Consider the following 12,471-nt stretch of genomic DNA (forward strand, 5'->3'; position numbering starts at 1 on the left):
AAACCGAACTAGAGGAGGAATACACATGACCAATAAAAACAACTTAATCGTTTGTCGTTGTGAAGAGGTTACATACGGACAACTTCAATCGACAATTGCTGAATATAACTGCTCGGCAAGAGAATTAAAACTAAGAACACGTGCTGGCATGGGATTTTGCGGTGGTCGTACATGCAGAATAATGATAGATCGAATGATTGAAAATGCGAATCCTGACGTAACTCTTAATGAACTACCGTTAAAATATCAACCACCAATACGTGCAGTTACTTTTGGATCGGTAGGTGAAAGTAAATGAGTAGAATTACACATCACCCTATTTTAGGTACTTTACAAAGTAGTGAGCGTATTACTTTTCAATTTAACGGTCATCAATACGAAGCATATGAACATGAAACGATAGCTGCTGCCCTGTTAGCAAATGAAATACGGACATTAAGAGTTCATGAAGATAGCGGGACACCGCGAGGTATTTATTGTAATATTGGGCACTGTTCTGAATGCCGCGTGACAGTAAATAATCAAACAAATGTACGCGCATGCTTAACTGTTGTAGAAGAAAACATGGTTGTTGAAAGCGGGAAACAGCATCCGAATATCGTGAGAGAGATGGTGAAAAAACGATGAGTGATGTAATTATCATTGGTGCAGGACCAGCGGGATTATCTGCTTCTATCTCTTGTGCTCGTTTCGGACTAAAAGTGCTCGTTATTGATGAATTTATGAAGCCGGGTGGGAGATTGTTAGGACAGTTGCATCAAGAGCCTACTGGAGAATGGTGGAACGGAATAGAAGAATCGAAGCGACTTCATGAAGAAGCAGAATCACTTTCAGTACATATTAGGTGCGGTGTTTCGGTCTATAATTTAGATAAAGATGAAAACAATTGGTTTGTACATACTAATATCGGTACGTTAGAAGCACCGTTTGTACTACTTGCTACTGGTGCTGCGGAATATTCTATTCCCCTTCCAGGCTGGACACTTCCAGGAGTGATGTCAATTGGAGCAGCTCAAGTTATGACAAATGTTCATCGCGTGCAAGTTGGAAAAAAAGGAATCATTATTGGTGCTAACATTTTGTCTTTCGCCATTTTAAGTGAATTGCAATTAGCGGGAATTAAAGTAGATCATATTGTACTCCCTGAAAAAAGCGAGTTAAGTCAAAAAGCTGGTGAACCTGAAGAAGTTTTAAACTCTCTTTTAAATGCAGCACATCTCGCTCCTTCTGCTATTTTACGAATAGGTAGCCACTTTATGAAATATGATTGGATTCGAAAAGCTGGATTAACATTCTATCCAAACAGCGGAATGAAAATAAACGGAACGCCACTTCACCTTCGGAAAGCAGCTCTTGAAATTATCGGAACAGATCAAGTTGAAGGTGTACGTATTGCTAATATTGACTCTAAAGGAAATGTTATTAATGGATCCGAGAAAATATATGAAGCAGATTTTGTTTGTATTGCTGGGGGATTATACCCACTTGCCGAACTTGCAGCTGTAGCTGGTTGTCCCTTCCATTACATTTCAGAATTAGGCGGACACGTTCCTCTCCATTCCGAAACAATGGAAACCCCTCTTCCTGGTTTATTTGTAGCTGGCAATATTACAGGCATTGAAAGCGGAAAAATTGCGATGGCGCAAGGAACTGTTGCAGGTCTATCAATTGCTAAATATGCAGGTGAAAAACATGATATAGTCGACCAACAATTATATCACGCCATGCAAAACGTTCACTCTGTTCGTCAAAAAGCTGCAATTCAGTTTAATCCGATGGTAGATATCGGTAGACGAAAAATGAATGATTTATGGCATAAATTCCAAACAAATGATAAAGATTTCTATAAACAACAAGAAATTATTTAATAAGACTTATTTTTCAAAAAGCTCTCCTTATCAAAAACATAAGGAGAGCTTTTCAAATTATTTCACTTCAATTGTCCAATCACCATCAGCTTGAATAGTAAATATATGTATACCGTTTTCTTTTACAGGCATTTTTTTTGTAGTATCAGCGTTTCCGATTTCGTTAAATAAAGTGTTATCATTTAGATGAACGATAAAATTACTTTTCCCATTATTATGTACCCCATGAAATTCTTTTAAACCTTTTTCTAATTTTACAAATATAACATCACTACCATGCCCACTTACTACCCCTGGAGTCGTCACTACTTTATCCATCGGAATAGATTGAGACATATTAGCACTCCAGTGTCCGTCTGCTAGTGCATCAATGAAATACTTTCCACTCTCTTTTATAACAACTAATTTTTTTTGTTTACCATTTCCAATAAAGTTAGAAAGTGTTCCCGCATCATTTCCCTGTTCATCTTTCAAATGAAGGATTGCATTACTTTTCCCTGTATGTTCTACATCAGCAATTACAAAACCAGATTTCAACTCAAAGAAATCAGATGAATTTTTACCATCTCCTTCTATTGACACATTATGGTCTTGTGATAACTGTTCTACTGTACTTGCTGATTTTACTTCCTTAACTTTTTGATTTGCTGTGTCAGTTTTTTGTTCTACACTCTTCTCCGTTTGCTCTTTCGCCTTTACATTCTTTGTTTCTTCTGTTGAATTACAAGCAGTTAAAGATAAACATACCGCAGCAATTGTTGCTAATAATTTCTTTTTCATAATATCCTCCTATTAATATAAAACATTCTTAATAAGAATAACATATTTTTACCAATTCATCAGTTTATTAAAAATTGAATTTTATCCTAAAATAGGAAACATACTAAAAATAGAAATTAAAATAAAAAACTGCTAGAGCATAAAGCCCTAACAGTCTTATTGTTCATCACTATTAAATTTCGCTAATGCGTAAATACCTTCTTCATCATCTAATTCAAGTTGTAATCTCGCTGCGAATGAATTGACATTATATTCTCTGTCAAGCAATAAGCGTAATGCTTCGATTAAGTTTGCTTGAATTAAAATTTGCTGGCGACCATTTACCTCTACTTCCGCAGAGAAACCGTAGTCATCGTCATACATGAGTTCAACTAACACTTCTTCTGGACCCACTTGTCTTTTTTCAGCTATATATACGCAAAGCGCATTTATTAATTCTTGTTCAGAAATTCTTATTGTTTCCATGCTACTTCATCTGCCTTCTTTTTACGTTGGTCTTTGAAGTATTTAAATGCACGAACTGCTAACATTACGATACCAGCCATTACTAACATATTTACCATAAACGCTAATACAGAACCAAGAGCTCCCATATTTGCAAATAAGCTACCCATTAGTAAACCACCAAGACCACCTAGTAATAAACCTTTCATAAAGCTTCCTTTATTACTTTTTGGTGCTGTGTTTGTTGCTTTCGTTTTTGAATCTGGAGTCGTTTTTTGAGAATTTACATTTGAGTCTTTTTTGTTTAAATCAACTTTTGACTTTTGACCTGAACTTGGTGTAAATGATTTTTTACCAGATTTGTAACTTTTCGCTGCCGCATGATCTACGAACATAAAGCTGCTAGCCCCAAAGATAACCATAAATGCTGTCATTACTGCTACAAGTTTTTTCAACATATTATATCCATTCTCCTTTTATATAGATATATGTGAAATCTATCTTTCTAGTAAATTCAGAATGATAGATTTGTTTTTAAGAACATTTTAAAGGTTCTTATGAACTTATTATATGAACTTTTGTCGAAATATGCAAGTATTATTTACTTCCGACAGTTTGGTGACAAAGGAAAATTTAAGCAAAACAGAATTGACTTTAAATGAAACAAAACATATTATAAGTTCATAAGAACTTTTTATTATTTTGGAGGTGAAAAGATGGAAACATTTCATCTCACACGAAACGAAATGGCTACCCTTCTTCTATCACTAAGAGGATGGAATACGAAAAAGCCTCTCGGTATTTTACAAGAAGCTTGGGCAAAGTCACATAAAAAAGATATTGAAAGCGGACAAAGCGTTACAGCTTTTATTACTACCGCACTTTCACCTATTTTTGAAAAGCTGATTAAAATTGACGATACTGATGTCGGTTTTTCTTTAAATGAAATAGTTGCGCTTGGCAATCAGATTGAAAACACAAGTTTCTCTGTAACTGCTATGCAAAACTGGGTGAAACGAGATATAAAAGAAATGATTGGCTCTCCTCAAAAAGGGAAAAAATATTCAATTGAACAAGCAGCCTTACTATTTATTGTCGAAGATTTAAAAACAGCACTTGATTTTGAATCCATTCGTAAGCTATTACGCCTTATTGTAAATGACCCAGCCGATCGAAGTGATGATTTAATCAATCCTGTTCATTTATATGTAGCATACTCTTCTCTATTTGAAGAACTCAATCAAGGGAATTGCTTACAATTAAATGCAACAGATACCGTTCATACAATTGAAAACATCGTAAAAGAAAAAGCTGATAAAATCGCAAGCAAGTTCGATCAAATTAATAACGAACAACGCGAAGCAATTCGTAACGCTATTATTATTGCGACCCTTTCTGTACATACCGCTTATGTACAAATGTTAGCAAAGCGTTACGTAACAGCAACTTTATTTTTACAGAACTTAGATGTGAAGCCTTAAAAAATAGGAGCAGAAATGCTTCTATTTTTTTATGAGAAATTTTTAATAATCTTTTCATTAACCCTTCATGAAAACGCGGCTTATATCCTTTACTATAATACTTATAAGAGACATAAAAGAATTGAAATAGCAATCCCCTATGTAAATAAGGTATAATCTACATATAGTGAACCTTTTATGTCATTAAATAAATGGTTCTTATACTCAAAAATTCATAAACTAGAAGGTGCAACAATGTTAAGTAGTTTTATTCATTCAGTATTAACGTTTTTTGAAGGATTAGGTTATTGGGGCATTATGCTTGGACTTATGATTGAGATTATCCCAAGTGAAATTGTCCTTGCTTATGCAGGATACTTAGTATTCAATGGAAGTATCTCATTTATAGGTGCTGTTGTATTCGGTACAATTGGCGGTGTTATTGCCCAAATCTTTATTTATTGGCTTGGACGATACGGCGGACGACCTATATTAGAACGTTATGGAAAATATATTTTCATACATAAAAAACAAATAGATGCTGCAGAAGATTGGTTTAATCGTTACGGAACTGGCGTCATTTTTACAGCACGCTTCATTCCAGTAGTGCGTCATGCGATTTCAATTCCTGCTGGTATTACAAAAATGCCTTTACTACGTTTCACTACATTAACAGCACTCGCAATCATCCCTTGGTCCATCATTTTCATTTATCTAGGTGAAAAACTAGGCGAAAACTGGGAGAATATAAACGATATTGCTGGTCCGTATGTGAAATCATTTGCAATTGGTGGCGTCGTACTTATACTTTTATACTTCGTTATAAAAAAATGGACAAAAAAGCGCAAAAATCTTGCTTAAGAATATAATAAAAACCGCTATAAATTCATTCGGAATTATAGCGGTTTTCTATTTATATATGAATTAATCTCCAGGAATTATATAACACCTTTCCATCTACATTTACATGGATAACCAACCATTCGATCATTCCTTTCGTATATTATCTCAAAAAGGAGTGATTCCCCTATGCATTGGCAGCAAAAAATACCATACTTAATCGGACGCCCTATCGGTATTTCCTTCATAAATGGGCAAGGAACTTCAGGTGTATTATGTTCAGCGCATGATGGGCAATTATATGTGTATGAATACCTTTATCAAGCCCAGTTCGCAATGAAACATTATGATTATAGACAGGTTCAAGATATACATGCATTCCCAAATTGTCCTCACCAAAATCCTCTATACTAAAAAAATCGGAACGGCTCATAGCCATTCCGATTTCTATACTTTATTTCTCAGAATAAAATTTCTGCACTGCTTCATCAAAATAAATCCAACCTTTCCAGCCTAAATGAATCGTATCTTTTAAGAAATACTTATCATATTCATGACCAGAGAAATCAACTACTGGATATCCTGCTTTCTCAACCTGTTCTCGAACTTTATTATAATACACTTCACGGCGTTCTTTCGGGAAGCCAGTATAATCATACCAAGGCCCATTTACAGGTACAGAAATAAAGAGTGGTTTGACATTTTTCTCTTTAAATAAATCTAAAATAATTTGTAAATCATCATATTCTGGTGATTCATCATATGTTTCATTTGCTCTAAAGTTTTTTAAACCTTTTAGTTTTTTCTTCAGATTATTCTTATGATAATACGGATTTTCAATTCCGAATGTATTTGTAGTAGACTCAGCTTTCCCTTCTTGTTCTGCGTGTTTACGTGCGTCTTCCCAAGAAATTGAACGAAGCCCGCTATTGGTTTTCTCTTTCATCGGTTCGATTTTAAATAAAGAGTTAAATAAATCTCTATGATCTAAAATATTTCGATACATATAAGCAAGTGGTTTAACTAAACCTGCTTTTATGTTATGTTTCGTATCATTATATACAATACCTTCTAATGAATTTTTTAATATATCATCTTCTTGAACAACTTTATAATCTAATAGCCGTTTCGCGATTTGCTTCTTCATTTCTGGATTTATCTCATCATTAAAAATAAAATGATATGCTTGTTGTTTGGAGAAATTATTAGTGAAATCCCCTTGTGAAACACCAGTCTTTGTAAACCATTGTGGTGAAAGAACAAAGACTACTTTTTTACCTTCTAATTCATCCATAGTAGATGTCATATTTAAAATATGAGCTAAACTTTGTGTACCGCCAGTTCCAATTAAAAACGGTGTAAAACCAGCTGGATTTACTTTGAAATAATTAGACGGATGATATGCATCCATTCGTAAAAATTCTGATGAACCGTACATCGGTAAATACTGTGAATTATCTAACATTTTTTGCTGTAAGAAAGCACTTTGTAATTTCTCTTTTTGTAAAGAAGTTGCCGCATCTTCTACCTTCTTATCACTAATAAGCGATACCAAACTTTTCGATGGGATTAGAATGATAATGAAAAACAGCACACACGCTAAAATTATAGGACCAAAAGCATGCTTCATTTTCATCTTCTGTCCCTCTTTCTATCGTTATTAACTTGTAACCCTTGTTTTTGACACGTCATCTTTTCTCTCCTTTTTCTCTATACATGTTCCATTCTATTTATCTATTATATACATGTATGTATTTCCTTCCTTGTTCTATTAAGCCCTATATAAATAGCGCCAGAAAATGTTTCCATAGAAACACGTTAATTATACAAGATTCTACATAAATTTCACACTGGAATTTTAGTAATAATTTTATTTTTAAGTCGTGAAAAAACATATGAAATGTCTATATTTCATTCGGAACTGTACAAAAAACAGACTATCACACACGTGAAGTCTGTTTCCCCATTCTTTTATTTTTGTACATCTGCCCATTTTAAACTTGTAGATGGACCAAATTGATGTACATATAAACCTTTCACATATGGTTTTTGTAAGTAAGATAATCCACGCTGGAATACCGGTGCAATTACTGCATCATCAAGTAGCATTTTTTCAGCATCTTGCATTGCTTTCCAGCGAGCCTTTTCATCATTACCTAATTCTGTTTTAATCTTCTTAATTAACGCATCAAATTCTGGGTTTGCATATTCTGTATTATTAACACTGCTTCCAGAAAGGAATACTTCTAAGTAAGTCATTGGATCTGGATAATCCGGTAACCAGCGTGATAACGACATTTCATATTCTTTCTTCTTCTCAAGTGCTAATTTTTGCGTATGTGGCTGTAATTTCACATTCACTTTTAATCCAGGTAAATTTTTCTCAAGCTGCTCTTTAATGTACTCTCCGACTTTTTTAAAGTTTTCTAAGTCATAATTTAATAGTTCTAACGTCACTTCATTTGTACCTGTCTCTTGTTTTGCTTTCTCCCAATATTCCTTCGCCTGTTTTACATTCGTCTTATTAAACTCACCAGCCGTACTTCTAAAATCTTTCTTATCTGGGCCTTTTAAGAATCCTTTTGGTACGTAATAATTTGCAGCAACCGAACCATCATTTAAAAATGAATCTGCGAGTCCTTTCTTATCAAAAACTGTACTTAGCGCAAGCCTTGCATTTTTATTTTTAAGAATCGGTACATTTTCATTAAATCGGAAGAAGTACATAACTGGATCTGTGTATTGTTTTAGCTCTTTATTATTTTTATATTTATCTACGAATTCTGTAGAAATAACAGCTCTATCAACTTTATCTGTTTCATATAAATTTACCGCAGTTGAAATTTCTTTTACAATTTGATAGTTTACTTCATCTAACTTCACTTCTTTTTTATCCCAATACTTATCGTTTTTCTTCATTGTAAAGCTAGCTTCATGCTTCCACTCTGATAATGTAAATGGTCCATTATATACCGCTTTATTTGCTTCTAATCCGTATTTATCACCTTGCTCTTTCGCATATTTTTCGTTAATTGGATAGAAGGATGGTAAAATTAATAATTTCGTAAAATACGGTACAGGATGTTCTAGCTCTACGACGAATGTTTTATCATCCTTCGCTTTTACTCCTAATTCATCTAGACCTAGTTGTTTTTTATTTATCTTCTCAGCGTTTTTCACATCGTACGCAATGTATGCATATTGAGAAGCGGTATCTGGATTAATCAATTGCTTCCAAGCGTATACGTAATCATGAGCGGTTACTGGATCTCCGTTAGACCATTTCGCATCAAGCAATTGGAATGTATATGTCTTTCCATCTTTACTCACTTCATATTTTTGTACGCCTGCCTCAATTACTTCATCATTTTTCGATAAACGGAATAGTCCTTCCATTACGTTATTTAAAACGTTAAACGAGACTGCATCTGTTACTTTTCCTGAATTTAACGACGGAATTTCACCTATTTCTAGTAACTGCAATACTTTCTTCTCATCTTTCGGCTTTGTTGCAGTTTTTTCTTTTGCGCAGCCAACTAAAAATGAAGAAGCTAATAGAGTACTAACTAATGAGTAACGAACAATTTTTTTCATTTGAAAACCCCCTCTATTTTTAAGGTAAGTAACGACGTGCACTAGCGTATTCTTCTGTATATCCTGGTGTATTTAGCGGTATAATCTCTACCGACCTTTCAGCTCTTGGTGAGTGAATCATATTGCCATCACCAATATACATTGCAACGTGATGGACACTACCTTTCCCTTGATCATGTGCAAAGAAGATTAAATCTCCCTTTTGTAAGTTTTCTTTATCAACTGCAATTCCTGCTCTTGATTGCGGTCCAGAATCTCGCGGAATTGTAATGCCGTGCGATTTATAGATCGTATGCGTGAAGCCAGAGCAATCAAATCCAAAACCACTTGTACCAGCCCATATATACGGTAAACCTAAAAACATTTTCCCTGTGTTAATTAAATCATCAGCTGTCGGTTTTGGAATATCAGTTTGAGAACGGTAAACTGTTCCATCATTTTTTCGTAGCCATGCTTTCTGACCATTTGGCAACAATACACGGTATGAAATTGTGTCTTCACTTAATAGCGGCAGTCTTGTATTATAACTGACTTCAAGTGATTTATGTTTTTCAGAAGGATTTATATATAAAATCGCTGTTGGCTTAGTTATTAACACAAAAGGTTCATTTGTTTTATCTGCAAATTCTTGATTATATGTTAATTGCTTTTCAGGCATCCAGCCCGGATAACCTTCTTCATTTCGTGGTGTTGGCTGTCCATGCACTAATACCTTCACCCACTCGCCTTTCTTATCAATAACAGTTACTTCTTGACCGAGTAACGCTTGTGTTTCTAATTTATTTGCATTTGTTAACCATAGTTTCTCGTCAAGTGTCATTGATTTCGTCCATTTCCAAAGATCCACTGGATTTGTTGCACTCGGTGTATCGATTGACCTTAATGAATCAGGTGCTGTCCATAACGTTGCAGCAGATACATCTATAAATGCTTTATTATCCTTCTTTTCTTCAGCATTTGCCGATGTAAACGATGAAAATATAAATAAAGTTGTTAAAAATGCAGTTCCTACTTTTTTCATATATATCCCCCTTAAAAAAATAGTTTACTAGTCTCTTCTCCTAAGACTTACTATTCACTGTTGATTGAAGGTTTACCTTTGATCCAGAATAAGTCATTCCTTCTGGCTCTTCCATTAACCAAAGCGGTGCATCAAGATCAAAATAATGTATATTAGGATGTGCTGCCGCTAAATGTGCAACAGCGCTAACGGAAAGTGAAGATTCCATCATGCTTCCCACCATACACTTCACACCAGCCGTTTCTGCGATATCTGCAATACGCCATGCTTCACGTATGCCACCACATTTCATTAATTTAATATTAATTAAGTCTGCGTATCTTCCTTGAACGAGCTTTAATGCATCACTTGCTGAAAATATACTTTCATCGGCCATAATTGGCGTTTGCACACGATCTTTGACGTACTTTAACCCATCCCAATCTTTCGCGTGTACTGGTTGTTCAATAAATTCTATATTTAAATTACGATTTTCCATCTCTTGAATGATAGAGATCGCTTCTTTTGGACTCCAACCTTGATTCGCATCTAAACGTAATGTCGTATTTCTTGGTACCACATTTCGAATTGCCTCAATACGTTCCAAATCTAAATGCGCCTCTTTACCCACTTTAATCTTTAATGTTTGAAATCCTTTTTCTATATGTTTCTTCGCTTCTTTTGCCATTAATACAGGCTCATCCACACTCACTGTAATATCGGTATAAATTTCTTTCTTCCCGCCTAACAATGCATATAACGGCACATTTTGATATTGGCAATATACATCATATAAAGCGATATCTACCGCTGCTTTCGCACTTGAATTTCCAATACAACTCATTTGAATGCGCTGTAGTAACTGCTGAAACTGAATGATATCTTGACCAATTAAACATGAACGCATCGGTCCTAAAATCGCTTCTTCCATTCCACTGGTGAAATCACCCGTAATAACTGGCGTTGCGGCTGCAGCCCCCTTACCAATCACTCCTTCGTCTGTATGAATATAAACATCTATACTTTCAATTTCTGTTACAGTACGAAGCGCGGTTTTAAACGGTGTATGAAGTTTTATACGTCTACGATTTACTTTTACATCTGTAATTTTCATTTTGTTCATCCTTTCGTTCTCCAATGAAGTGAAATCTTAATCCACCGGAGATTTATACCCACGAATTATTAGGTAAACTCATTGGGCATTTACTCTTCTATCACTCTACTTTGTTTTCGTTTACTTTTGATGTAGAACGATAATGTGAAATAAAAAAATCCAGCCATAAGAATGATTCTTACGGCTGGATTTTGTCTATGATTGAGTAGACAAAGCAGCAATCTGATTATATTTTTTCTGTGCATCTTTTAGCGCTACAAGTAACGCTTTTTGAGAAGAGCCGAAATATCGGTTCTTTACTTCCATTACTAACGCCGGGTCATTTATATTTTTATGTAGAAATAAATATTTAACAAATTGAGATGTTAATGCAATTGTCGCTGAGCAGTCTGCATCTACAATTTCCCCTGTATCCTTAACAAGTACAAATGCTACAAAATAGCTTTTAAACTTTTCAGTAATGGGATTATTTTGAGGTGCTTTCGCATCCCCTACGATATAAATTGTATTTGAAGCGTACACAGCTATCTTCCTTTCTTATACGAGGATAACGGGTTTCTTAATAGTCGTATGAGCGAGGAACTCAACGTTGATTAAAAAATGTATCCGCATACCTTGTATTATAATATAATTGACAGAATTTTAACAACATTTATTTTAGTGCATATTCCATATTTATGCAAATAGCTTAAACTCTTCATTTTTACAATATGTGATTGTTCCTTGTACCATGACATTCATACATAAAAAGCTGCACCTCCAATTGTTAGACGGTGTCTAACAATTGGAGGTGCAGTTCAATGGCTAACTGTTTTTTATTACTTTGGCATCACAAATATAGTTTCATTTGACTTAGAAAATTGATACTCTTTTCTCGCAAACTTCAAAATTTCTTCTTCATCGTCTGTTAAATTTTCTATGTTAGTCTTTAAAGAACCTTTATCTTTCTTTAAAGATACTAATTGTTTCTTTTGATCCGTAATCATATCTTTCTTTTTATCAATTACTTCTTGTTGTTTCGTTAAAATATATTGAACGTACAGAGTAGTTGCCGCAATAAAAAGGACCATTAAAATAAGACGCCTTAACTTCTTTTTATTTATCTTACGCTTGTCACTAGGTTGTGATGATTGCTCTGGTATATTAGGAACATTTACTCGTTTGAGTTTCCTCATTCAAATCCCCCTAACCCATATTTTTCACTACCATCGGCACGTTTTCTTACTAAACTAAATTCTATTCTTATAAAATAAACTCCTTCACAAAAATATCCCATAAATTAACCAATTAAAGATAGCATTCGACGACATTTCTACATTTACACCGTTTTTTTTTATACATGCTGCTATAAAATAGTAGTTTCTGTAATTC

Annotated in this window: 15 protein-coding genes; 6 read left to right on the forward strand and 9 right to left on the reverse strand. The window is 34.4% G+C overall.

All coding sequences use genetic code 11. The annotated features are described in order from the left end of the window. Nucleotides 1-25: 25 nt before the first annotated feature. From AC3EMB_RS13970 to AC3EMB_RS13980, 3 genes are read left to right on the forward strand one after another with little or no spacing between them, the layout of a single operon-like run. On the forward strand, nt 26-298 hold the full coding sequence (locus tag AC3EMB_RS13970; protein WP_000182619.1) for a (2Fe-2S)-binding protein: 273 nt from the start codon (nt 26-28) through the stop codon (nt 296-298). After that, the gene (locus AC3EMB_RS13975) at nt 295-627 is read left to right on the forward strand and encodes a (2Fe-2S)-binding protein (RefSeq protein ID WP_000087063.1); all 333 of its coding nucleotides are present in this window, start codon (nt 295-297) and stop codon (nt 625-627) included. The genes AC3EMB_RS13970 and AC3EMB_RS13975 overlap by 4 nt, the downstream gene beginning before the upstream one ends. Then, nucleotides 624-1,868 carry an NAD(P)/FAD-dependent oxidoreductase gene (locus AC3EMB_RS13980; protein ID WP_416474343.1) on the forward strand — a complete coding sequence of 415 codons (1,245 nt, stop codon included), beginning with the start codon at nt 624-626 and terminating at the stop codon, nt 1,866-1,868. The genes AC3EMB_RS13975 and AC3EMB_RS13980 overlap by 4 nt, the downstream gene beginning before the upstream one ends. A 57-nt stretch (nt 1,869-1,925) precedes the next feature. On the opposite strand, the gene AC3EMB_RS13985 is transcribed toward AC3EMB_RS13980, so the two are convergent. The 3 genes from AC3EMB_RS13985 to AC3EMB_RS13995 form a co-directional block, all read right to left on the reverse strand. Next, nucleotides 1,926-2,648: a hypothetical protein gene (locus AC3EMB_RS13985; protein WP_053564215.1), complete on the reverse strand. Its 723-nt coding sequence runs from the start codon at nt 2,646-2,648 to the stop codon at nt 1,926-1,928. Nucleotides 2,649-2,804: 156 nt separating this feature from the next. Beyond that, complete coding sequence (locus AC3EMB_RS13990; protein WP_053564214.1) at nt 2,805-3,113, reverse strand: YxcD family protein; 309 nt, start codon at nt 3,111-3,113, stop codon at nt 2,805-2,807. Beyond that, nucleotides 3,101-3,550 carry a hypothetical protein gene (locus AC3EMB_RS13995; protein WP_000914478.1) on the reverse strand — a complete coding sequence of 150 codons (450 nt, stop codon included), beginning with the start codon at nt 3,548-3,550 and terminating at the stop codon, nt 3,101-3,103. The genes AC3EMB_RS13990 and AC3EMB_RS13995 overlap by 13 nt, the downstream gene beginning before the upstream one ends. 258 nt (nt 3,551-3,808) lie before the next feature. Here AC3EMB_RS13995 and AC3EMB_RS14000 point away from each other — a divergent pair, with 258 nt between their 5' ends. The 3 genes from AC3EMB_RS14000 to AC3EMB_RS14010 all read left to right on the forward strand — a co-directional run bounded on the left by AC3EMB_RS14000 (nt 3,809) and on the right by AC3EMB_RS14010 (nt 5,806). Next, nucleotides 3,809-4,573 carry a DUF1836 domain-containing protein gene (locus tag AC3EMB_RS14000; protein WP_000447231.1) on the forward strand — a complete coding sequence of 255 codons (765 nt, stop codon included), beginning with the start codon at nt 3,809-3,811 and terminating at the stop codon, nt 4,571-4,573. A gap of 234 nt (nt 4,574-4,807) precedes the next feature. After that, nucleotides 4,808-5,413, forward strand: coding sequence for an undecaprenyl phosphate transporter UptA (gene uptA / locus AC3EMB_RS14005; protein ID WP_000952913.1), 606 nt, complete (start codon nt 4,808-4,810; stop codon nt 5,411-5,413). Between the two features lie 168 nt (nt 5,414-5,581). Further along, complete coding sequence (locus tag AC3EMB_RS14010; protein ID WP_000558692.1) at nt 5,582-5,806, forward strand: hypothetical protein; 225 nt, start codon at nt 5,582-5,584, stop codon at nt 5,804-5,806. 40 nt (nt 5,807-5,846) lie between these two features. On the opposite strand, the gene dltD is transcribed toward AC3EMB_RS14010, so the two are convergent. From dltD to AC3EMB_RS14040, 6 genes are all read right to left on the reverse strand, one after another. Beyond that, a complete protein-coding gene (gene dltD, locus AC3EMB_RS14015; RefSeq protein ID WP_098127586.1) occupies nt 5,847-7,028 on the reverse strand; it encodes a D-alanyl-lipoteichoic acid biosynthesis protein DltD in 1,182 nt (393 codons plus the stop codon). A gap of 335 nt (nt 7,029-7,363) precedes the next feature. Next, a complete protein-coding gene (locus AC3EMB_RS14020; RefSeq protein WP_488517069.1) occupies nt 7,364-8,986 on the reverse strand; it encodes a peptide ABC transporter substrate-binding protein in 1,623 nt (540 codons plus the stop codon). A gap of 19 nt (nt 8,987-9,005) precedes the next feature. Further along, complete coding sequence (locus tag AC3EMB_RS14025) at nt 9,006-10,007, reverse strand: C40 family peptidase (protein ID WP_488517070.1); 1,002 nt, start codon at nt 10,005-10,007, stop codon at nt 9,006-9,008. Nucleotides 10,008-10,047: 40 nt separating this feature from the next. Then, nucleotides 10,048-11,109: a dipeptide epimerase gene (locus AC3EMB_RS14030; RefSeq protein WP_001038451.1), complete on the reverse strand. Its 1,062-nt coding sequence runs from the start codon at nt 11,107-11,109 to the stop codon at nt 10,048-10,050. Between the two features lie 186 nt (nt 11,110-11,295). Next, a complete protein-coding gene (locus AC3EMB_RS14035; RefSeq protein ID WP_000271314.1) occupies nt 11,296-11,622 on the reverse strand; it encodes a DUF3870 domain-containing protein in 327 nt (108 codons plus the stop codon). 296 nt (nt 11,623-11,918) lie between these two features. After that, nucleotides 11,919-12,275: an FtsB family cell division protein gene (locus tag AC3EMB_RS14040; RefSeq protein WP_001228736.1), complete on the reverse strand. Its 357-nt coding sequence runs from the start codon at nt 12,273-12,275 to the stop codon at nt 11,919-11,921. Nucleotides 12,276-12,471: the final 196 nt, after the last annotated feature.

Source organism: Bacillus sp. LQ16, assembly GCF_057784645.1.

Coding starts and splice junctions, on each gene's coding strand:
- AC3EMB_RS13970 (WP_000182619.1), top strand. CDS start 26: ATGACCAATAAAAACAACTTAATCGTTTGTCGTTGTGAAGAGGTTACA.
- AC3EMB_RS13975 (WP_000087063.1), top strand. CDS start 295: ATGAGTAGAATTACACATCACCCTATTTTAGGTACTTTACAAAGTAGT.
- AC3EMB_RS13980 (WP_416474343.1), top strand. CDS start 624: ATGAGTGATGTAATTATCATTGGTGCAGGACCAGCGGGATTATCTGCT.
- AC3EMB_RS13985 (WP_053564215.1), bottom strand. CDS start 2,648: ATGAAAAAGAAATTATTAGCAACAATTGCTGCGGTATGTTTATCTTTA.
- AC3EMB_RS13990 (WP_053564214.1), bottom strand. CDS start 3,113: ATGGAAACAATAAGAATTTCTGAACAAGAATTAATAAATGCGCTTTGC.
- AC3EMB_RS13995 (WP_000914478.1), bottom strand. CDS start 3,550: ATGTTGAAAAAACTTGTAGCAGTAATGACAGCATTTATGGTTATCTTT.
- AC3EMB_RS14000 (WP_000447231.1), top strand. CDS start 3,809: ATGGAAACATTTCATCTCACACGAAACGAAATGGCTACCCTTCTTCTA.
- uptA (WP_000952913.1), top strand. CDS start 4,808: ATGTTAAGTAGTTTTATTCATTCAGTATTAACGTTTTTTGAAGGATTA.
- AC3EMB_RS14010 (WP_000558692.1), top strand. CDS start 5,582: ATGCATTGGCAGCAAAAAATACCATACTTAATCGGACGCCCTATCGGT.
- dltD (WP_098127586.1), bottom strand. CDS start 7,028: ATGAAAATGAAGCATGCTTTTGGTCCTATAATTTTAGCGTGTGTGCTG.
- AC3EMB_RS14020 (WP_488517069.1), bottom strand. CDS start 8,986: ATGAAAAAAATTGTTCGTTACTCATTAGTTAGTACTCTATTAGCTTCT.
- AC3EMB_RS14025 (WP_488517070.1), bottom strand. CDS start 10,007: ATGAAAAAAGTAGGAACTGCATTTTTAACAACTTTATTTATATTTTCA.
- AC3EMB_RS14030 (WP_001038451.1), bottom strand. CDS start 11,109: ATGAACAAAATGAAAATTACAGATGTAAAAGTAAATCGTAGACGTATA.
- AC3EMB_RS14040 (WP_001228736.1), bottom strand. CDS start 12,275: ATGAGGAAACTCAAACGAGTAAATGTTCCTAATATACCAGAGCAATCA.